Here is a 21,661-nt window from a genome sequence, read left to right as displayed (position 1 = left end):
TTCGTTGTGTTATCCTACAACATACCGTTACATTCTGCGCATGAGGCCCTATATTCGGGCGGTCTAAGGAGAATAAAAGATGGCAACCAAACCAATGACAAAGACTCAGCTCGTCGCCGCACTGGCAGACGACATGGGCGCAGACAAGAAATCAGCAGGCGCGGCACTCGAAGCGGTATGTAACCTGATCACACGCGAAGTGTCAGGTGGCGGCGCAGTCACCCTGCCCGGCGTTGGCAAAATCTATTGCCGCGAACGCCCGGAACGCATGGTTCGCAACCCTGCGACTGGCGAACAGTTCAAGAAAGACGCGGACAAGGTCGTGAAAATGACCATAGCAAAAGCGCTGAAAGACAGCGTGAACGGCTAAGTCTGAACAACAGTATCAGACGTGGGAATGGGTCGCCTCTGGCGGCCCATTTTCGTTCGCATAATTGCAATTGCAATATGTCAGATGACATATATATGATCTAACGGCATCCGCCGCTGAAGGTATCCATTTTAGGGTTTTTATGTTCGCCCCCATTCACCCCCAACAGGAACAGCGGCTTGAAACGCTAGGTCAATACGGCATCCTTGATACCCCTCAAGAAGCAGACTTTGACGATATCGTCGAACTGGCGTCCCAAATCTGCGAAACCCCAATTTCCCTCATCAGCCTCGTTGCCGACACGCGCCAATGGTTCAAAGCCAAGGTTGGCGTGAGCGAGACTGAAACTCCTTTGGAAAGCTCAATCTGCTCTCATGTGATCTTGGAAGATGATTTCGTAGAGATCCCCGATCTGTTGGCGGATCAGCGGACTGCAGACAATCCACTGGCCCATGACGAAGCTGCCATTCGGTTCTATGGAGGTGCAAAACTCGTCGCACCAAACGGAATGCCGATCGGCACCCTGTGCGTCATCGACACCAAACCGCGGCATCTGACGGAACTGCAACGCAACGCGCTGCGTGTTCTGTCAAAACAAGTGATGAAAATGCTTGAGCTGCGGCTTGCATTGCACAATCAGAAGATCCTGCAGGCCGAAATGGACCACCGCGTCAAAAACTCACTGCAATCCATCGCCTCGGTCGTGCGCATCTACAGCCGGACGGTTGACGACGAGAACGCAAAAGATGCGCTTTCAGCCCTGCAGCGCCGCATAGATGCCGTGGCGACACTGCATTCAGAACTGCAAACCGCAGAAAAGCCAAACCTGGTCGATACGCGCCTCTACATGCAACGCGTTATTGAGCTTTTGCAGGATGGTGCCCCCGAAAACATCGCGATTACGTCCAACATCGACCCGGTTATCGTATCTTCAGAACACGCCACCAATCTGGCAATAATCGTCAGCGAATTTGTCGCCAATTCGATCAAACACGGCTTTCCAAATGAAAGAGCGGGCAAGATCACCATCGCACTTCGCGATCTGGTCGATGCTAATTTCCGCTTGGAATGCCGGGACGACGGGATTGGATCATCGTCACTTGCCGATGAAACACCAACCCGACCCCAAGGCATCGGCATGAAATTGATGACCGCAGCGGCCTCGGGCCTGGGCGGCACCACCAAAAACGACCTTACCCAAGACGGCAGCCAGCTGACCGTGGACTTCGCAATCCCCACTCACATTTGACCACCATGCTTGTTCTCACCGTGGAATTCAGAAAAGGTGCGCCAGACATCGGATCCGAGGCAATTTTATGGACGTGCGCGCAATATTGGTCGGGCTTGCATTTGCCCTCATGTGGTCGTCCGCGTTCACCTCTGCGCGGATCATCGTTGCAGACGCGTCACCCCTTCTTGCGCTGTCCCTGCGCTATCTGATCTCTGGCCTGCTGGGCGTTGGAATCGCCCTCATGCTGGGCCAAAACTGGAAGCTGAGCAAAGCCCAATGGCGCGCCACAATTATTTTCGGCATCTTGCAAAACGCCATCTATCTGGGTTTGAATTTTGTTGCGATGCAGACAGTTCAGGCGTCGCTGGCTGCCATCATCGCATCAACGATGCCACTGTTGGTTGGACTGGCCGCATGGGTGTTTCTGGGGGAACGACTGCGGCCGCTGGGGGTCGCTGGTTTGGCCGCTGGCGTTGTGGGCGTTGCGATTATCATGGGTGCCCGGCTTGATGGCGATGTTGACCTGATCGGGGTGATGTTATGCGCAATCGGGGTTATCGCACTGACGATCGCAACATTGCTGGTGCGTGGGGCAACATCGGGTGGGAATTTCATGATGATTGTCGGCCTGCAAATGCTGGTCGGTTGCGTGGCTCTAAGTCTGGCCACATTCCTGTTCGAAACACCTCGGATTGATCCGACCCTGCGTCTGGCAGCGGCCTTCACCTACACCTGTCTTGTTCCGGGCCTTGCGGCCACTGTGGCGTGGTTTTGGTTGGTCAATCGCATTGGGGCCACGCGCGCCGCGACATTCCATTTTCTCAATCCATTCTTTGGCGTCGCCATCGCCGCGCTGATGCTGAACGAAGCACTGGGGACATCGGACATATTGGGCGTTACGATCATCAGCCTTGGCATTCTGGCCGTCCAGATTTCCCGCCAAAACAAGACCTAAAGGCCAAACACGACATCACCTGCCGCGCAATGCAATTCCCCAGTCCTCAAATTCTGATGTAAAATGCCGGTATGAACCACTCTTCCCAGCAATCAGAGCATCCACCCCCCAAAGCGTATGCGTTTTTGCTCTTGCCGGGTTTTTCTACGTTGGGTTTCTCCTGTGCGCTGGATGCGCTGTCTTTGGCCAATCATCACCCGTCCGGGCGTAAATATTACAAATGGCGGCTTATCTCGGAAACCGGTGCGCCTGTTGCCGCCTATAATGGCGTTACGGTCAATGTCGATTCAGCGCTGACTGAACTTGCCCGTGAAGAGACCCTGATCGTATGCGCAGGTGAAAATGCCGGCCATGGCAGCACCAAGGTGCTTTTAAACTGGCTGCGCCGCGAAACCCGGAAGGGAATGGATTTCGGCGCGTTGTCCTCGGGCACCTATACCCTTGCCCTTGCCGGGTTGATCGGGGGCAAACGGGTGACGACCCATTGGGAATACAAGACAGCATTGGCCGAAATGTTGCCGGATGTGATTATGGAAGACACGATATATTCTGTTGATGGCCGCGTATTCACCTCTGCTGGCGGGGCAGCTTCAATGGATATGATGTTGCACCGCGTCCATGCAGACTATGGCGTCAAAATCGCAACCTGGGTCGCCGATCAGATGGTCTATACCGTGCCACGCGCACACAGCCACGGCCAACGCATGTCACTTCAATCCCGTCCCGAAGTACGAAACGCAAAACTGCTACTGGCCATGCAGATCATGGAAAACAATCTGGAAGATCCGCTGATCCCCGATGAAATTGCCAGCATCGTCTCCCTCTCCACAAGGCAGCTTGAGCGGCTTTTTGCAAAATACATCCAAACCTCACCCAAGCGATATTACCTGCATCTGAGGCTTGAAAAGGCGCGCAATCTGCTGCGCCAAACTGATCTTTCCGTAACGGATGTATGTGTGGCATGTGGCTTCAAGTCGCTCTCGCATTTCTCCAAAAGCTATCGCGCTTCTTTTGGTATCCCGCCCGGCATGGAAGCATCGGACGGCAAGGTTCTTTGGTCCGACGTCAGCAAAAAGTAGTGTCAAACAAGGGCTTTTTGAGCACTTTCACCTCTTTCTGAAAACAGCAATCGAAGCAAGGTCATCCTTATGCGTTGCGTCCGCGTCGGCACCATAGATGTTGACATCATGGCGCTGCAAACCTTCGATATGCGGCTCTAACAAGGCGAATTTCTCGGCAAAGCCACGCGCCACAAAGTGTTCCGCGTTCACAGCCAATACAAAAATAGCACCGCGTCGGGCGATGCGCAAAAGCTCATCCAAGGAATCCGGTCCCACATGCCCGTGGGTAAAAGTGCCTGAACTTACGATCGCGCCATAGACATTATCAGCAATATCCAGCGGTTGGGTCAAATCTGCTTCGATGGTCTTGCGATACAGGCCCTTTTGCCGCGCGATGCCCAGCATTTCTGGCGACATATCCAGTGCATCCATTTCCAACATCGCCCTGATCGGAATACTTTGCGCCAACAACCCGGTGCCCGCGCCAACATCCAGCACAGGCCCGGACCCTCTGAATGCTTCGCAAAAGATCAACCCAACCATGCGCGGCAGTTGATAATCCATATCCGTTGCAAAGCTGTCATCGTAGGTCTTTGCCCAATCCGCATAGAGACGACGGTTATCCTCGGGCGTCTCTATTGCATAGGCGGCATCAAGATCCGGATTTTTTTCAGGCATCAAAGGCTCCCTTTTCCAATCGGAAGCCTAAGCACGGCCGTTCAATTCAGCAACGGTTTGATCGCATTCACAATCGCAGACGATTGCGGCTTGGTCGATGAACCCCAGGTCCCCATCACATCCCCATCTGGCCCAATCAGCACTTTGTTAAAGTTCCATTTCGGCACGAACCCCACCTCAGCTGCGAGTGCTTTGTAAAAGGGATGCGCTTGCGCACCACGGACATGGGTGATGTCGGTCATCGGCAGGTTGAGGCCGAAACTGATCTCACAGAATTCCTTGACCTTTTCTGCGCTGGCCAGTTCCTGATTGAAATCATCCGATGGCACAGCCAGCACCACCAGACCACGTGCCTCATATTGGTCATAAAGCGCCTGCAGCCCGGCGTATTGATAGGTGAAACCACATTGGGACGCTGTATTCACCACCAGCACCGGACGACCTGCCCAATCGGCAAGGTTCAAAGTGCCCCCATCGATGTTAGAAAATGTCACATCGCGTGGCGCGGCAATACCTGATGTCGCCCCCAGCAAAGACATCACCACGACTAAAATCCAACGCATCGCCATTCCTCGTATATATGTGCTTTGTGGTAAACATACGAATTCACATCACATAGAGTTGCATAGATATGACAAACCCTTTGAATTTCCATGCCACGCCCCATCTAATGCCAAGCAACAGTTTGCGAAAGGAACGCCATGCCCCGCTATGAGAAAAACCCCGATGCCGTCGCCGCCCTATCGCCCGAAGAATTCTATGTGACTCAGGAAAGCGGCACAGAACGCCCCGGAACTGGCAAGCTGCTGAGAAATAAGGAACCCGGCATATACGTCGATATCGTATCAGGTGAACCTTTGTTTGCATCTACAGACAAATACGAATCCGGATGCGGATGGCCCAGTTTCACCAAACCGATTGAACCCGCCCATGTCAGTGAACTGCGTGACGCGTCGCTTGGAATGATCCGCACCGAAGTTCGCAGCACCCATGGCGATAGCCACCTTGGCCATGTGTTTCCCGATGGACCGGCCGACCGTGGCGGCCTGCGCTATTGCATCAATTCCGCATCATTGCGGTTTGTGCACCGTGACGACATGGATGCCGAAGGATACGGCGATTACCTGAACCAAGTGGAGGACGTAGCATGACAACCGAACGCGCAGTATTGGCCGGCGGATGTTTCTGGGGAATGCAGGATTTGATCCGCAAACGCCCGGGCGTGATTTCAACCCGCGTGGGATATACCGGCGGCGACGTGCCAAACGCGACCTATCGAAACCACGGCACTCATGCCGAAGGGATCGAAGTGATCTTTGACCCCACCAAAACATCGTACCGCGAACAATTGGAATTCTTTTTCCAGATCCATGACCCAACAACGGAAAACCGTCAGGGAAACGACCGCGGCATGAGCTATCGCTCCGCCATTTACTATGTCGATGAAGATCAAAAAGCCGTCGCACTTGATACAATCGCGGATGTCGAGGCATCAGGCATTTGGCCCGGCAAAGTCGTAACCGAGGTCGAACCGGTCAGCGATTTCTGGGAAGCCGAACCAGAGCATCAGGATTACCTCGAACGGGTGCCAAACGGCTATACTTGCCACTTCCCCCGTGCCAATTGGGTTCTGCCCAAACGCGCCGCAGCTGAATAAATGTGTGGGCCGGGGGGCAATGCCTTACCCTTCGGCCACGCGCGGCCTGCCTGCGGCCTCAACGGTGATGGTCGCTTCAATAAAGACGTCCCGCGATTCAACACCTGCTTTGCGAATGTCGCGTTTGACACTCACCTGAATATCAGCGGCACCTGCCGCACGGGCATCTGCCTCTGCTTTGTCGCGCAAAACAGTCTCTAACATGGCCATCGCACTATCCTGGTCGCCAAAGTCCTGTGGCCCATCCATCAGATGAACCCGAAATTTTCCCTCGCTTGGTGACGTTACCGTCCCGCTTTGTCGCATTGTAACGCGCCCGACAACCGCACCAATTGCATTGGCCACCCCAGCGTGTTCCGGCAAGATCATCTTTGATCCAACCAATTGGCCAACTGCGGGATAATAGCTTGAGGCAGAAGCACCCAAACCGATCACCGGCACGTTCAAACCAGTCTCTAACTTGACCAGCCCGACGTGCCCGGTCATGCCGCGTTGCATCAGGACATGGCTTGCCAACACCTCTGGTGCCAGATCAAAACTGGGGTTCTCTTCGGCAAAAGCAGTCTCTAACAAGGCCAATGCCGTCTGACGCGTCAGCCGATCAACGATCATCTCTGCCACAGCCTCAGCACTGGTCGACAGCATATTGCCTGATCCCGTGCGCCTGCGCCCAAACAAAAGCAACGCCTTGCGCGCCGCCCCGGCATCCCAATGAAGCACGCGCCCCAGTGCATGGCTCGCATCCGACGGCGTCACCCCCGAAATCTGCACCAGACCGCGCTCTACCAACCGCTTGAGCGCACCCTGCTCAATCCGCGCGCGCAGGATATCACCCAATGGATGCACCCCATCACCGATCCGCTCCAGCAGTGCTGCTTCCCTCGGGCCAATCCCCTCATGGGTCTGCCCCGGCACGGCACGAATAAACCGCCCATCATATTCACCCGGTGTGACGCTGCGCAGTTGCGCATCAAGGGCGGCGTGGACAACATCAGCGGCATCGATCGCAATCAGGGACACCGGCACCAGCCGTTTTGGCCCCAAAGTCACACCACCCGACAGACCTTCAGAGATGAAATGAACCTCACTGTCACCCCCCAACCCGGTAGTGCGCATGGCAACGGCTTCGACCATTGTACGATAGGCACCGACCCGCGCGCCCGCCGGATCAATGGCAGGCCGTCCACCTTTCAACAGCGCAATATCCGTGGTTGTCCCGCCAATATCACTGACCAACGCATAATCCGCACCGGTCATCCAACGTGCGCCCACAATCGACGCGGCCGGGCCACTCAGAATGGTTTCAATCGGGCGTTCGCGGGCCTGTGCACTTGAAATCAGCGCACCATCACCGCGGACCACCATAAGCGGCGCGGTAATGCCAAGTTCCGTCAACGTATCCTCGGCGCGCCCGATCAAACGATCAATCATACCAATCAACCGCGCATTCAGCACCGCCGTCATCGCGCGTTTTGGACCATTCAGTTTCGCGGACAGTTGATGTGACGATGATACGGGCCGGCCAGTGACCTCGGCAACCAACGCGGCCGCGCGCAATTCATGCGCCGGGTTACGCGTGGCAAATTGACTGGCGACAGCAAAGCCACTGACATCGTCCTTATGAGTCTCTAAAAAGGCGATTAACGCCTCTTCGTTCAGCTTCCTGGCCTCGCCGCCCGCGTGATTGTGCCCGCCCGCCAGAACCACATAGGGATCACCCTTTAACGCTTCGGCCAAACCATGCGCTGTCAGATCGCTTTCCTTGAATCCGATGTAGATCAGGGCGACACGCCCACCCTGCCCCTCGACCAGCGCGTTTGTGGCCAGTGTGGTCGACAGCGATGCCATCGACACCTCTTCAGGGCTGATCGCCGCTTCGGCCAGAACAGCACGGACAGCCCCGCCAACACCGATCGCCAAATCATGCCGCGTGGTCAACGATTTCGCTGAGGCAATCACCGCCTCATCGTCACGGATCAGGACCGCATCCGTATATGTTCCGCCTGTATCAACACCCAACAGCAACGCCACTGGCTTCTCCTCGCTCATGTCATGGATGGTTTAGAGATTATCCGCGACAGGTCCACCCCGTTTGCGTCAAGCTTTGGACAGACGGTCAATCGCCCAACGCGCAGCATCTGACACCGCCGCGTCTGCATCATCTGTCAATGGCCGTGCGGCACCTCGCAGGTCTTTCATCCCCGAATTGCCGATTGCGTATAGCACGTTGCGGATAAATCGGTTCCGACCAATGCGTTTGATCGGCGACCCCGAAAACCGTGCCCGAAAGGCGGCATCGTCCAACGCCACAAGCTCAACCAGATCGGCGGGTTTCACGGCTGGCCCATGATATCGCATGTCACTCGCGGCGACTGCATATTTGTTCCATGGACAGACTGCCAGACAATCGTCACACCCGTATATGCGGTTGCCCATCCTGGCACGCAGATCAAGCTCCACTGGTCCTGAATGTTCAATCGTCAGATATGAAATACAACGCCGCGCATCCAACTTGTAAGGCATCGGAAATGCATTCGTAGGACAGATATCCTGACAGGCCGTACAAGACCCGCAATGATCCGTTTCTGGCGCGTCTGCCTCAAGATCCAATGTCGTAAAAACAGACCCTAAAAAGGCCCAATTGCCCCAATCACGGCTCAAAACATTCGTATGCTTGCCCTGCCAGCCAAGGCCGGACGCCTGCGCCAGGGCCTTTTCCGGCACCGGGGCGGTGTCCACAAACACCTTTACCTCGCAGGTCTCCTGCGCAATCAGCCAGCGCGCCAACCGCTTCAACCGCTTTTTGACAATGTCATGGTAGTCACGCCCCTGCGCATAAACCGAAATCGCCCCCTTCTCGGGATGCTTCAGCACCTCAAGCGGATCATGTACCGGCGCATAGGATTCCGCCAACATGATCACCGACCGCGCCTCGGGCCAAAGCGCCGCCGGATTGCCACGCCACGGCATACGCTCCTCCAGCCACCCCATCTGCCCATGGTATCCGGCCTCTACAAACGCGGCCAACCGCTCTGGTACATCTGGCACATCCCAGGGTTTGCACACCCGGCACGCGGCAAACCCTTCGGCCAGCGCCTGTTCGACCAATCTGTCTTTCAGGGTCCGTTCCATATTCTTTTCGCCAAAAATACTCGGGGGTCCGGGGGAAACCCCCGGAAATCAGCCTCTAGAAATCAAGGTCATTATAGTGCTTTGGCGGCGGAAATCCCGACACCTGATCCGCAAGCAGCGCCCGAAAGGCAGGGCGGGATTTGATCTTGGCATACCAGTCCTTCACCCCTTCACTGCGGTTCCAATCCACATCCGAAATATAGTCGAGCGATGACAAATGCGCCGCCGCCGCGAAATCTGCCAGGGTCATCTTGTCACCTGCCAACCAGCGACGGTGATCCAAAAGCCATGCCATATAGTCGAGATGATATTTGATCGCCTTGGCACCCGCTTTGACATTGGCGCTGTCAGGGTACCCTTGCTTCATCATCTTCTTGTTGACCCGCTCATACAAGAGTTTCGATGTCACCTCAGAATGAAACTTGTCGTCAAACCAACTGACCAGACGCCGCACTTCCAGGCGCTGCACCGGATCGCTTGGCAACAGTGAAGGTTCGGGGCGTGTTTCTTCGATATATTCGCAGATTGCAGCGCTTTCTGACATCATGATGCCATCAAGACGCAGCACCGGCACCTTGCCCGCCGGGTTGCGGCGCATGAAATCGGGGTCCTGTTCCCAATATCGTTCCTCGACCAGCTCTACTTCGACCTTCTTTTCAGCAAGGCTCAGACGGACCTTGCGGCAAAACGGGGAAAGCGGGACATGAAACAAGCGGGCCATAATGAGGTTCCGGTGCAAAAAGGATGGTGCCCTTCAATGCCCGGTATCGATAAGCAATTCAACTCTCGAAACAATCGGCGCGTCCGTCCGCGCGAATCGTTGCCGCCCCGCTGATGATTTGCCGTGTCCGTTTGCGAACCGCCGTCGACGGGCTGGACGCAGACCGCGTTTTGGGAGAAGGCAGGATTGCCGCCAGTCGCGCGGCCTGCGTCGGCGTCAGCTGTGCAGGCTCAACACCAAAATAATGCCGTGCCGCCGCATCTACACCAAACACACCCTCGTCAAATTCAGCGACGTTCAAATACACTTCAACAATGCGGCGTTTGGTCCAGATCGCCTCTACCAAAGGGGTTATCAGCGCTTCCATCGCTTTGCGCGCCCATGACCGACCGTGCCACAAAAACACGTTCTTGACTGTCTGTTGGCTCAGCGTGGACGCGCCGCGGGACGATCCCTGGGCAATGGCCAGCTTGATCGCAACCAGATCAAACCCCCAGTGTTCACAGAAATTGGCGTCTTCTGCGGCCACCACCGACCGTGCCATCACCGGGGCAATATCCTCAATCGCGACCCAGGAATGCTTGACCGTCCCCAAGCGGCGCTTTTCCGAAAAGATGTAGGCATTGGTTGGCGGGTTCACGAACACCGTCAGCACGACAAGGAAGACAACCACAAGAAATGCCATCGAAACCGCCCTTAAGACCACGCGCCATACACGTCGTTTTATCGAACGCTTTGCAGGTGCTTTCGCCTTGGTCTTGGTCTTGGAGGTATTGGAGGTATTGGAGCGCCGAGCCATGCCTAGCTATAAAGTGAAACCGCAATTGAACTCAATCATAACAACCTTGTTTTGATGCGAGATGCCCGTGATCCTGCATGGTGCGCCAAAAAAGTCCCAATCACTGCAGATCCTTTGGCCAAAGGATGTACTTCGTCACCTGCAAAAAGGTTGCAGGATTGCGGGTCATCAGCAGGTATCCGGGTGGTACAGCAGTGGCTCAAGCGGCCAATAGCTGTGCCTCGTACCGGCGCACAACCGGACGAACCAATTCCCAACCAGCGTCTGCATTCACTTTGAAATCTGGAAACAGCATCAGGATTTCGCCCATCGCATCCGCATCCTGTCTGATCATTGCATGTGAAGGAAAGTAGCTTTCAGACGGGATGCCGCCGCCAAAAATGATCTGATGCGTGTCGAACAACAGATGAATGTATTCAACCATGCCGCCCAACACCTGTTTGATCGAATGACCGTTCACCAGATGCTTTGCGGCAACCAGAACTTCGTCCTGACCAAAATACAATTCCGCCTGCCACCCCGTAATCAACAACCGGTGTTGCGGCGATACAAGTAAAGGCACGTCATTACCGACAGCCCCCGCAGCAAACAGGATCGGGGCAAATTCCCCGCTTGCGCAATACCGGTCGCGGATGATCATTCGGATCGGTTGTGCGCCATTGTCCAATGTCGTGACAAGGTCGCCAACACACAGATCTTCAATCAAGTGCGGACCATCCGGCGTTTCAATCAGCGTTCCGGGCGTAAAACAGGTCGGCCCAAAGGCACCAACAGGTGTTTGTGTGCTGGTGTTCACAAATGTCGAACTGACAAATGTACCATCCTGCAAGACCTGCCCGTCCGTCGGGGTAAACACCGCCGGACCACTTGCCAGATAAAATGTGACCCCGGTGTACGTCACGTTCCCGACACCGGGCACGTTGATCGTCAATGTATCGTTCTGCCAAACGCTGGTGATCTGAACGCCGTTAAAGGTATCGCCCGTATTTGGCTGGATCAATCCATTGTCATTGTTGTCAATGAACTCGACGCGCTGAAAGGTGACAGCGGTCCCGACCGCAGGCGGATTGCCGGGGTCAATTGTATAAAACTGATCTTCGTAGGCCGTTGGCATCTGAACACCCTCATTGGAAACAATCTTGGGTATGCTGGACAAATTGGTTCGAATTTGGGCAAAATCTTAGTCAATTAAGGCGAAAAATCTACGCATCTGACGTCCCTCGTCTCCGACCAGACCGGTTGGCGGTCTGGTCGGACAACACGTCATAGCAAAAATCACTCAGCAGGAATCGCCGATTGGTCATTGCTGAGTGGCGCAGGAAGATGCGCCAACATCTCTTTCGGGCAGACCTGCAAGAAGTGATGCTTTTCCGTGTCCCAGTGCTGCAAGATATCGGCGGCGCGTCGGCTACCGGTCTCTTTTAGGTGCATTTCCAGCATTTCTTCGACCTGGTTCAACCAAAGATCGACGGTGACCGGACAGGTCACAATGGTTTCACGGTTCATCAGCGCCACCGCACGACCCTTTGGATCATAAAGATAGGCCATCCCACCAGTCATGCCTGCGCCAAAGTTTGCGCCGATTTCACCCAGGATCACGGCAACCCCGCCGGTCATATATTCACACCCGTTGCTGCCACAGCCTTCAATCACAACTTTTGCACCCGAATTTCGGACCGCAAAACGTTCTCCGGCACGGCCCGCAGCAAAGAGGTAGCCGGCGGTCGCCCCATAAAGAACGGTGTTACCGACAATGGTGTTATCGGACGCAACAATCGGGCTGGCCATTGCCGGCCTGACGACAATGGTGCCGCCAGACAATCCTTTGCCCACATAATCGTTCGCGTCACCCGAAACTTCCAGCTTCAGACCCTTGGTGGCAAACGCCCCCAGCGATTGGCCTGCTGACCCCGTCAACTTGATGGTCAGGTGATCAGGCTGCAACGAATTGTTCATGCCGAACTTGCGCACGATATGGCTCGATGTTCGGGTGCCCACGGTGCGATGCGTATTCTGAACGGCATAGCTAAGTTGCATCTTTTCCCCGTCTTCAAGGAATCGCGCCGCATCACGGACAATCTTGGCATCCAGCGTATCCAGCACCGCATTGCGCGGCTTGTCGCGGTCATAGACGTTTTCATGCGCGCCATCGACAGTGATCAACAGCGGATTGAGGTCCAGATCATCCAGATGCGCGGACCCTCGGCTCACCTGCGTCAAAAGATCGGCACGGCCAATCACGTCGCCAAGCGACCTGGCACCGATGCTCGCCAGAATCTCGCGCACTTCGGTGGCATAAAAGGTAATCAGATTGACCACCTTGTCGGCATTGCCGGTGAACTTTTCGCGCAACGCCTCGTCTTGCGTGCACACACCAACGGGGCAGGTGTTCGACTGGCACTGACGCACCATGATACAGCCCATCGCGATCAAGGCTGCGGTGCCGATGCCGTATTCTTCGGCGCCCATCATCGCTGCCATGACGATATCGCGCCCGGTGCGCAGACCGCCGTCGGTGCGCAGGGTGATCCGGTCGCGCAGGTTGTTCATGCTCAGCACCTGATGCGCCTCTGTTAGGCCCATTTCCCACGGTAGACCGGCATATTTGATGCTTGTCGCGGGGGATGCACCTGTGCCGCCGTTGTGGCCCGAAATCAGGATAATGTCTGCCTTGGCCTTGGCCACACCTGCGGCAATCGTCCCTACGCCGCTGGACGCGACCAGCTTTACCGTCACCTTGCAGCGCGGGTTGATCTGCTTGAGGTCATAGATCAGCTGCGCCAAATCCTCGATCGAATAGATATCGTGGTGCGGCGGTGGTGAAATCAGCGTCACACCCTTGGTCGAATGGCGCAGCCGCGCAATCAGTTCGGTGACCTTCATCCCAGGCAATTGGCCCCCCTCACCGGGCTTGGCCCCCTGCGCGACCTTGATCTCCAACTCTTCGCATTGGTTCAGGTATTCGGCCGTGACACCAAAGCGCCCCGATGCCACCTGTTTGATCTTGGCTGACGGGTTATCGCCATTCGGTTCCGGGATGAAATGCGCCGGATCTTCGCCGCCCTCACCACTGTCTGACTTTGCGCCAATGCGGTTCATCGCAACATTGAGCGTCTTATGCGCCTCAGGGCTGAGCGCCCCCAGCGACATGCCCGGCGTCACAAACCGCTTGCGGATTGATGTGATGCTCTCAACCTCTTCAAGACCAATGGGCGCACCCAAAGGCTTGATGTCCAGCAGATCGCGCAGATGGATCGGCGGGTTCGACTTCATCTTTGCCGAATACTGCTTCCACATTTCATATGAGGCTCTGTTACAGGCCATTTGCAGCATATGCATGGACGACGCTTCCCATGCATGCGTCTCGCCTGAGGTGCGCGCTTTGTAAAAACCGCCGATAGGCAGGACAACGCCATCGCCTTGCCAGCCCTTTGCGTGAACAGCCTCTGCTTTGCGTTGAATACCGGTGACGCCGATGCCTGAAATGCGGCTGGTCATGCCGGGAAAATATTCTGCCACCATCGCCCGGCTCAATCCGACCGCTTCAAAGTTAAGCCCGCCGCGATAGGACGAAATCACACTGATCCCCATCTTGGCCATGATCTTTAGCAGACCCTGATCAATCGCCGTGCGATACCGATGAACAGCCTGAGTTAGAGACACATCAAGCAACCCGCGACCAATCCGGTCCGCCAATGAATCTTCGGCCAGATAGGCATTCACAATGGTCGCGCCGCAGCCGACGAGGACGGCAAAGTAATGCGGATCAACACATTCCGCAGACCGCACATTCAAAGAACAGAACGTCCGCAGGCCGTTGCGCACCAGATGCGAATGCACCGCACTTGTGGCCAAGATCATTGGCATACCAACACGGCCCTCGTCGCTCATTTGATCGGTCAGGACCAGATGCCCGGCACCCGACCGCACCGCATCCTCTGCTTCGGCTCTGATACGGGCCAATCCATCGCTCAGATGCCCGGCACCGGGTTCAAACGAACAGTCAATTGTCACCAGATCAGCGTTAAAATGCTGCGTAATTTCGTCAAACTGGGCATTGCCCACGAAAGGGCTGTCCAGCACCAGAATTTCGGTTTGGCTGCTGTCTTCGTCCAGCACGTTCTTGAGGTTCCCGAACCGCGTCTTCAGGCTCATCACGCGGTACTCACGCAAGGAATCAATTGGCGGGTTTGTAACCTGAGAAAAGTTCTGCCGAAAGAAATGGCTAAGCGGGCGATACTGCTCTGACAGGACGGCAGACGGGGTATCATCACCCATGCTGGCCAACGTTTCTTTGGCATCTTCGGCCATCGGGGCAAGGATCTGTTCCAGATCTTCGATGGTATAGCCCGCCGCGACCTGCCTGCGCCGCAATTCATTGCCTTCAAACAATGGCTTTTCCGTCACCGCGCCCAGCGCATCATCAAGTTCGACAATCTTGCCGACCCAGTCGCCAAAAGGCTGATGCGCGGCCATCTTGTCTTTGATTTCGGTGTCGTGAAACAGCTTGCCTTCGCGCATATCAACGGCGATCAACTGCCCCGGCCCCAAGGCTCCTTTCTGAACGACGCTCGCCTCGTCCAGCGGCACCATCCCTGCCTCTGACCCGGCAATCAGCATGCCATCGGACGTTACCACATAGCGCATCGGGCGCAGACCACTGCGATCAAGACCCGCACAAACCCACCGCCCATCGGTCATCGCCAAGGCCGCCGGACCATCCCAGGGCTCCATCACAGAGTTACAATAGGAATACATATCGCGCCACGCCTGCGGCAACTCGACCGCCTGCTTTGACCAGCTTTCCGGCACCAGCATCGTCTTAGCCATCGGCGCATTGCGCCCGGCACGCACCAGCACCTCAAACACCGCATCCAGCGCAGCAGAATCGGATGACCCAGCCGCGACAATCGGCTTGATATCACCCGCCATGTCCCCAAACGTCGCCGAAGCCATGCGAATTTCGTGGCTCTTCATCCAGTTCAGGTTGCCTTTGAGCGTGTTGATCTCACCATTATGCGCAAGCATGCGAAACGGCTGCGCCAGCCACCACTGCGGAAAGGTGTTGGTCGAATACCGCTGATGATAAATTGCAAAGGCGCTGATGAACCGGTCATCTTTGAGGTCCGGATAGAATTCCGCGACCTGCTCGGCCAGCATCATACCCTTATAGATAATACTGCGGCACGACATTGACGCGATGTACATCTGCGGGACCTGTGCGGCGATCGCGGCCTTTTCGATCCGGCGACGGATCACATAAAGCTCACGCTCAAACGTGTCTTCGTCAACACCCTTGGCATTCGAGATCAGGATCTGTTCAATCTCGGGCCGGGTCGCATTGGCCTTTTCGCCCAGAACCGAAATATCCACCGGCACATGGCGCCAGCCATAGATATAATACCCCATCCGCAACACTTCGGTTTCAACGATGATTCGGCAGGTTTCCTGAGCTGCAAAGTTTGTGCGGGGCAAGAAAACCTGACCAACCGCAATCAGTTCGTCCTCACGCGGGCTATGTCCCGTGCGGCGGACTTGATCATAAAAAAACGGCACCGGAATTTGCACGTGAATACCCGCGCCATCACCCGTCTTGCCGTCAGCATCAACAGCGCCCCGGTGCCAGATCGCCTTAAGCGCTTTGATCCCGTTCAACACCACATCGCGGCTTTTGGACCCGTCGATGTTCACGACCAACCCCACCCCACATGAGGAATGTTCTTCCTCGGGTGAATAAAGCCCCTTTTCGGCCATCATCGCACGTTTGGCTTCTTCGCGGGCCACCCATGCGTCATCATATTGCGTCTCAGATGCATCAAAATCGCGTGTCATCGGACTTAACTTTCTTATACGGGCGCAAAAAGCGCGATTGTCTCATCAGTAGTCAGGCGCTTGTGATCGCCTGCCAACGCATACCCCTGCGGACATTTATCCACGAAAAATTCCAACTTGAGCGGCGCGTCCGCAGCGTTCTCAAACAGGCCCGCCGCGAGGTGTTTTGCGCCATCATGCAACGTGCCGTACCAAAGCGTCGATCCGCAGACCTCGCAAAACCCGCGCTCTGCCCAATCAGAAGACTGGAACGACTTTGCCGGGCCTTCGATGGTCTCGCTGCCGGGGTCCGTTGCCAACGACATGAACATCGACGACGTATGCTGGCGGCACATGTCGCAATGACAGGCTCTGACAATGGAGTTTGTTGTGGTTGCCGTAACTTTGACAGCGCCGCACAAACATTGACCATTGATCTTTTCACTCATCGGATACCCCCTCTGTCTCGGGGTTTTTCGCCCGATACTCTGCGGCGGTCGCGCGGCGATGTTGTCCGGCCATCGCCATCGATGCCATCGCTTCATCCACATAAATCTCGCCTTGCAATGGCCAGGTCCGACTTTCATCAAACAATCCGGGCATCAAATCATAGGGCGCGCCTTCTTTGTGGTCCCGCATCCAAAGATGGCTGCCACATGTTTCGCAAAACGCTCTTTCCGCCAGCTGTGAGGATCTGTAGCGCCGCACCGGGCCCGTAACGGTGATCGTCTCGTGATCGGCCGGGAAACCGGCCCAAAGTGACCCGGACCAGCGTTGGCACATTCGGCAATGGCAGACCCCGACCCAACCTGCGGGGGCCTCAAGCTGAATTTTCACTGCACCACAAAGACAGCGGCCCTCAATTTGGTCAGCCATCGGAAATGCCAACACTTTCCAGAACCTCAGCTTCGGTCATCTTCTTGCGACGTCCGGCAAAGGAATGGCTCTTGGGTTTGTGATCCACATAGACTTCGGTGGCGAATTTCATGGTTTCCATGCTGTCCAGCGCGCCGACCGACAGGCTTAACAAGCCATGCATCGGGCCTGACGCTGTCAAACGCCAGAACATATTTGACCCGCAGGTGCCGCAAAAGCCCCGCTCGGCCCATTCAGAGGATTGATAGGCGCGCAGGGTGTCGGCCTGGGTCCATGTGATGCCGCCGGGCGGTACATAGATTCCCATCTCAATCCCACCGGAGATTTTGCGACACATGCCGCAATGGCATGCGCCGTATTCGGTTGGTGCCTCAGCAAGCTCAAATCGCGTGGCACCGCATAAACATCCACCTGTTTTTGATCCGCTCATGTCACTTCTCCCTGATGATTGCTTCGCTTAAAGAATTCTAAATCTTCTGGCTGAAAAGGGTCAGCCTTTGTGCCGTGCCCAATGGCAAATGACGGTGCCAATACTGACGCAATACCGACGTTGCACAGACACCGAAACCATGGTCATTCCGCTGCCAGTGCCGCAGGTTCATCCAAACGTTTCAGGATCGCTTCGGCACAATCGCGCCCGTCCTTGATGGCCCAGACGACCAACGATGCGCCGCGCACAATATCACCCACGGCATAAACGCCGTCTATCGCGGTTGCTCCGGTCACATAATCGGCCTTGATCGTTCCCCACCGGTTTGTCGGCAGGTCTGGCTCGTTCCAAAGCGTTGGCAGATCCTCAGGCTCAAATCCCAGCGCCATAATCACCAGATCAGCGTCTTCCACATAATCCGCACCTTCGATCACTTCGGGCGCTTGACGGCCTGATACGTCGGGCTGGCCCAGACGCATCTTTTGCACCATCACGCCTTTAACCGGGTCCCCGACAAATCCTTTGGGCGCGCTCAGCCATTCAAACACCACGCCTTCTTCTTCGGCGTTGGCGACCTCGCGCTGACTGCCGGGCATATTGGCGCGGTCACGGCGGTAGAGACATTTCACACTCTCCGCACCCTGCCGGATCGACGTGCGCACACAATCCATCGCCGTATCGCCACCGCCAATGACAACAACCTTCTTGCCATTTGCGTTCAAACGCCCGCTTTCAAATTCCTCAACCGTATCACCAAAGCTTTTGCGGTTGCTGGCGGTCAGAAAATCAATCGCGCTTTCGACACCGAAACCTCCGATGCCCGGCGCACGAATTTCCCGTGTTTTATAGACACCCGTCGCAATGATCACCGCGTCATGTTTGGCGCGCAGATCGGCAAATGAAATGTCGCGGCCGACATCACAGTTCAGCTCAAAGGTCACGCCGCCCTCGGCCAGCTGATCATTGCGGCGCATAACGATGTCTTTTTCCAGCTTGAAACCGGGGATCCCATAGGTCAGCAAGCCGCCCGCACGGTCATAGCGGTCATAGATCGTGACTTGCACACCTTGCCGGCGCAGAACATCAGCAGCGGCCAGACCGCCGGGTCCCGCACCAATGATGCCAACGCTTTCAGCGCGCTCAACACTGGGCTTGATGGCCTGCACCCAACCTTTTTCCCACGCCGTATCAGTGATGTATTTTTCAACTGACCCGATCGTGACCGTGCCGTGGCCGGATTGCTCGATCACGCAATTGCCTTCGCACAGGCGATCTTGCGGGCAGATGCGTCCGCAAATCTCGGGGAAGGTGTTGGTGGCCTGACTGATCTCATAGGCCTCTTGCAAACGCCCCTCTGCCGTCAGTCGCAGCCAATCGGGGATATTGTTGTGCAAGGGGCAGTGCGACTGACAATAGGGGACACCACACTGGCTGCACCGGCTGGATTGCTCCTTGGCCTTGGTATCCGCGTACTCGGCATAAATCTCGTTGAAATCTGTGCGCCGTAGGTTCGGCGGACGTTTCTCGGGCATATCCCGCTCAACGCTCGTAAATTTCAGCATCGGCTGCTCAGCCATGATTCCGCCCCTCAGTCAAACCATTGGATGTCCGGGGTATTACATCAGAGCGCAAAGATAAAGGCAGCATTGCTGACCTATATGTCGCTTTATTTCTTCATTGGTTGTGTTGTGGCAAATTATTGCGCTAAATTAAATCCGATACGGACCTATTATCTAATATCCAGCGATCAAAGCCGCCAGCGCCAACAGGCCCACAACGATTCGCCACCACCCAAAAAGAGCGTATCCGTGCTTGCTGACATAGCCCAGCAGCCATTTCACCACCAAAACCGCGGTAATGAACGCCATGACAAACCCAACTGCAATCTCACCCAGTGCCGAGGCATCCAGGACATCGCGGTTCTTATAAAAGTCATAGGCAAACGCCCCTGCCATCGTCGGCATCGACAGGAAAAACGAAAACTCCGCCGCTGCGCGTTTGCTCGCCCCCAACATTAATGCGCCTACAATCGTAGCACCCGATCGCGACACGCCGGGGATCATGGCAAGGCATTGAATAAACCCGATTTTAATCGCCATCGGCAAGGGAAACTCCATCGCCTCATGGTGTGAAGGCTCAGGCGCGACACGGTCCACAAAGATCAGAACAATCCCACCAAGGATCAGCATCACCGCGATCAGAACCGGTGTTTCAAACAGCACTGTCTTGATGAAATCATGCGCCAGAACGCCAATGAAAACCGCAGGTAGAAACGCGATCAGCACCGACAGAATGAACCGCCGCGACTGCGGATCATGCGGCGCAGAACTGAACACAGCCCAAAGACGCGCAGCATAGATCGTTAGGATAGCAAGGACCGCACCCAGTTGAATTACCACCTCAAAGGTCTTGCCCGCGCTGTCAAAGCCAAGAAAGTGGCCCGCCAACAGGATGTGACCGGTCGAAGAGACGGGAATGAACTCCGTCAGCCCTTCCAGCAAACCCAGAAATGCAGCAACAAGCGTGGTCGACTGATCCATCAACTGCGACGCAGGTTCCGGGCAGAATCTTTGATCGCATCAAATTGCCCAGAGGGGCGGAACCGCCAAAGGTAATCGGGCAAGACAGATGTCATCGACACAGGGTCGATACCCAAGGTATCAAATCCCATCGCGTCATCGGCGACGACAGTATCGTTTTTGAGGTTCTTCAGCTGGTCACGGGTCAGCATGTTATTGGTGAACAATCCAAATGTGACTGCCTGAAGCATGTCAAAACCAAACGCCATCATCCGCGCAATCGGGTTCGGCATATTCAGGATCAGACGGCGGCGATGGATCACGTCCAACATCCGCTGCATCAGCCCACGGAATGTGTCGACGTCTGGGCCGCCCAGCTCATAAATACCGCCCTTGGCCGCGCCTTTGACAGCCATTTCAGCGGCCTTGGCGACATCATCCACATAGACCGGCTGAAACAGCGTATCGGCACCGGCAACAGGCAAGATCGGGCTCATTCGGGTCATTCCTGCAAAGCGGTTGAAAAACCCGTCTTCAGGCCCGAACACAATGGACGGGCGCAGGATTACGGCATCTGGCATATGGTCCAGCACACCTGCCTCACCTTCGCCCTTACTGCGGGAATAGTCGCTGTCAGACTCAGGATCGGCCCCGATCGCTGAGATATGAACCATCCGCGAAACACCGCTTTGCGCAGCAATGCGGGCGATACGCTCCGGCGCTTCGGCCTGCACTGCATCAAAGACATTCTTGCCATTTTCAACCAGAATACCAACGCAGTTCACGACGGCATCGGCACCCTGCATCGCAGCACGCACAGACGCATCATCCCGCACATTGCACAGGATCGGCTCGACCTGACCAACGACACCGTAGGGCCGCACAAACATCGCCTCATTTGGGTTGCGCACGGCAACCCGAACGCGCCAGCCCGCCTTGGCCATACGCCGCACAATATATCGCCCGACAAACCCCGACCCGCCATAGATGGTTACCAGCTTTGACATGATGATGCTCCTGCGCGCAAAAAACTCACCAATAGGATGTACCTGCCGCGCCACCCCCGGACAAGCCGGAATTGCAGTTGGCGAGGTGGCAAAGGTCAGAACCTTCGTATATCGAGGCAAATTTCCATTGACACACGCCCGCCCCGCGCCTAGATGCACGGCTCACGTGACCTGCCCAGGTGGCGGAATGGTAGACGCGCTAGCTTCAGGTGCTAGTACTGGCAACGGTGTGGAGGTTCGAGTCCTCTCCTGGGCACCATCAATCCCGAACATAGATGCACAAAACCATTGAAAAACAACGGTTTTTGTGCTATCCAGTTGAACATAGATACTCGCCGATACCCACAAAATCACATGCATTTGTGGGTACCAGTGTGGGTATCGTGACAGATTTCGATAGAATCGGAGTTTCGG

At 55.7% G+C, this 21,661-nt stretch carries 20 protein-coding genes and 1 tRNA gene; 7 read left to right on the top strand and 14 right to left on the bottom strand.

The genetic code is table 11. The features are described 5' to 3' along the window. Window positions 1-79: 79 nt before the first annotated feature. From C1J02_RS01230 to C1J02_RS01215, 4 genes are all read left to right on the top strand, one after another. Complete coding sequence (locus tag C1J02_RS01230; protein WP_114876782.1) at window positions 80-370, top strand: HU family DNA-binding protein; 291 nt, start codon at window positions 80-82, stop codon at window positions 368-370. Window positions 371-512: 142 nt separating this feature from the next. Next, window positions 513-1,619 carry a histidine kinase dimerization/phosphoacceptor domain -containing protein gene (locus C1J02_RS01225; protein ID WP_114876781.1) on the top strand — a complete coding sequence of 369 codons (1,107 nt, stop codon included), beginning with the start codon at window positions 513-515 and terminating at the stop codon, window positions 1,617-1,619. Between the two features lie 67 nt (window positions 1,620-1,686). Then, window positions 1,687-2,556 (top strand): DMT family transporter, encoded by an 870-nt coding sequence (locus tag C1J02_RS01220; protein ID WP_114876780.1) that lies wholly within the window; start codon window positions 1,687-1,689, stop codon window positions 2,554-2,556. A gap of 71 nt (window positions 2,557-2,627) precedes the next feature. Beyond that, a complete protein-coding gene (locus C1J02_RS01215) occupies window positions 2,628-3,635 on the top strand; it encodes a GlxA family transcriptional regulator (RefSeq protein ID WP_114876779.1) in 1,008 nt (335 codons plus the stop codon). A gap of 27 nt (window positions 3,636-3,662) precedes the next feature. Here the strand turns inward: C1J02_RS01215 and C1J02_RS01210 are convergent, their stop codons facing one another. Further along, the gene (locus tag C1J02_RS01210) at window positions 3,663-4,295 is read right to left on the bottom strand and encodes a class I SAM-dependent methyltransferase (protein WP_114876778.1); all 633 of its coding nucleotides are present in this window, start codon (window positions 4,293-4,295) and stop codon (window positions 3,663-3,665) included. A 41-nt stretch (window positions 4,296-4,336) separates the two neighbouring features. Then, complete coding sequence (locus tag C1J02_RS01205) at window positions 4,337-4,864, bottom strand: glutathione peroxidase (RefSeq protein WP_205389844.1); 528 nt, start codon at window positions 4,862-4,864, stop codon at window positions 4,337-4,339. A gap of 132 nt (window positions 4,865-4,996) precedes the next feature. On the opposite strand from C1J02_RS01205, the gene msrB reads away from it, so the two are divergent. Then, window positions 4,997-5,446, top strand: coding sequence for a peptide-methionine (R)-S-oxide reductase MsrB (msrB, locus tag C1J02_RS01200; RefSeq protein WP_114876777.1), 450 nt, complete (start codon window positions 4,997-4,999; stop codon window positions 5,444-5,446). Then, window positions 5,443-5,952, top strand: a complete 510-nt coding sequence (msrA, locus tag C1J02_RS01195; RefSeq protein ID WP_114876776.1) for a peptide-methionine (S)-S-oxide reductase MsrA — start codon at window positions 5,443-5,445, stop codon at window positions 5,950-5,952. The genes msrB and msrA overlap by 4 nt, the downstream gene beginning before the upstream one ends. A gap of 24 nt (window positions 5,953-5,976) precedes the next feature. On the opposite strand, the gene C1J02_RS01190 is transcribed toward msrA, so the two are convergent. The 12 genes from C1J02_RS01190 to C1J02_RS01135 all read right to left on the bottom strand — a co-directional run bounded on the left by C1J02_RS01190 (window position 5,977) and on the right by C1J02_RS01135 (window position 21,247). After that, complete coding sequence (locus C1J02_RS01190) at window positions 5,977-7,983, bottom strand: hydantoinase/oxoprolinase N-terminal domain-containing protein (RefSeq protein ID WP_114880297.1); 2,007 nt, start codon at window positions 7,981-7,983, stop codon at window positions 5,977-5,979. 66 nt (window positions 7,984-8,049) lie between these two features. Then, window positions 8,050-9,084: a tRNA epoxyqueuosine(34) reductase QueG gene (queG, locus tag C1J02_RS01185; protein WP_114876775.1), complete on the bottom strand. Its 1,035-nt coding sequence runs from the start codon at window positions 9,082-9,084 to the stop codon at window positions 8,050-8,052. A gap of 55 nt (window positions 9,085-9,139) precedes the next feature. After that, window positions 9,140-9,805 carry a glutathione S-transferase family protein gene (locus tag C1J02_RS01180; RefSeq protein WP_114876774.1) on the bottom strand — a complete coding sequence of 222 codons (666 nt, stop codon included), beginning with the start codon at window positions 9,803-9,805 and terminating at the stop codon, window positions 9,140-9,142. Between the two features lie 58 nt (window positions 9,806-9,863). After that, entirely contained in the window at window positions 9,864-10,604 is a 741-nt protein-coding gene (mtgA, locus tag C1J02_RS01175; RefSeq protein WP_114876773.1) for a monofunctional biosynthetic peptidoglycan transglycosylase, read from the bottom strand. Between the two features lie 199 nt (window positions 10,605-10,803). Beyond that, a complete protein-coding gene (locus C1J02_RS01170; protein WP_114876772.1) occupies window positions 10,804-11,718 on the bottom strand; it encodes a Hint domain-containing protein in 915 nt (304 codons plus the stop codon). A 161-nt stretch (window positions 11,719-11,879) separates the two neighbouring features. Further along, window positions 11,880-16,436: a glutamate synthase large subunit gene (gene gltB / locus C1J02_RS01165; protein ID WP_114876771.1), complete on the bottom strand. Its 4,557-nt coding sequence runs from the start codon at window positions 16,434-16,436 to the stop codon at window positions 11,880-11,882. Window positions 16,437-16,450: 14 nt separating this feature from the next. Then, the gene (locus tag C1J02_RS01160; protein ID WP_114876770.1) at window positions 16,451-16,864 is read right to left on the bottom strand and encodes a GFA family protein; all 414 of its coding nucleotides are present in this window, start codon (window positions 16,862-16,864) and stop codon (window positions 16,451-16,453) included. Next, a complete protein-coding gene (locus C1J02_RS01155) occupies window positions 16,857-17,291 on the bottom strand; it encodes a GFA family protein (protein WP_114876769.1) in 435 nt (144 codons plus the stop codon). Before C1J02_RS01155 ends, C1J02_RS01160 begins: the two co-directional genes overlap by 8 nt. Continuing rightward, window positions 17,284-17,721: a GFA family protein gene (locus C1J02_RS01150; RefSeq protein WP_114876768.1), complete on the bottom strand. Its 438-nt coding sequence runs from the start codon at window positions 17,719-17,721 to the stop codon at window positions 17,284-17,286. Before C1J02_RS01150 ends, C1J02_RS01155 begins: the two co-directional genes overlap by 8 nt. Before the next feature lie 143 nt (window positions 17,722-17,864). Next, entirely contained in the window at window positions 17,865-19,298 is a 1,434-nt protein-coding gene (locus tag C1J02_RS01145; RefSeq protein WP_114876767.1) for an NAD(P)-dependent oxidoreductase, read from the bottom strand. A gap of 156 nt (window positions 19,299-19,454) precedes the next feature. Then, complete coding sequence (locus C1J02_RS01140; RefSeq protein ID WP_114876766.1) at window positions 19,455-20,261, bottom strand: undecaprenyl-diphosphate phosphatase; 807 nt, start codon at window positions 20,259-20,261, stop codon at window positions 19,455-19,457. After that, window positions 20,261-21,247, bottom strand: a complete 987-nt coding sequence (locus tag C1J02_RS01135; RefSeq protein WP_114880296.1) for a complex I NDUFA9 subunit family protein — start codon at window positions 21,245-21,247, stop codon at window positions 20,261-20,263. Before C1J02_RS01135 ends, C1J02_RS01140 begins: the two co-directional genes overlap by 1 nt. Before the next feature lie 173 nt (window positions 21,248-21,420). Between C1J02_RS01135 and C1J02_RS01130 the strand changes: the two genes are divergently transcribed. Beyond that, window positions 21,421-21,506: transfer RNA gene (locus C1J02_RS01130), tRNA-Leu, on the top strand. The last annotated feature ends 155 nt before the right edge of the window (window positions 21,507-21,661 follow it).

Origin of the sequence: Sulfitobacter sp. SK011, from assembly GCF_003352065.1 — a bacterium.
Classification (GTDB): domain Bacteria; phylum Pseudomonadota; class Alphaproteobacteria; order Rhodobacterales; family Rhodobacteraceae; genus Sulfitobacter.
This window is presented reverse-complemented; position numbering and strand designations above follow the sequence as displayed.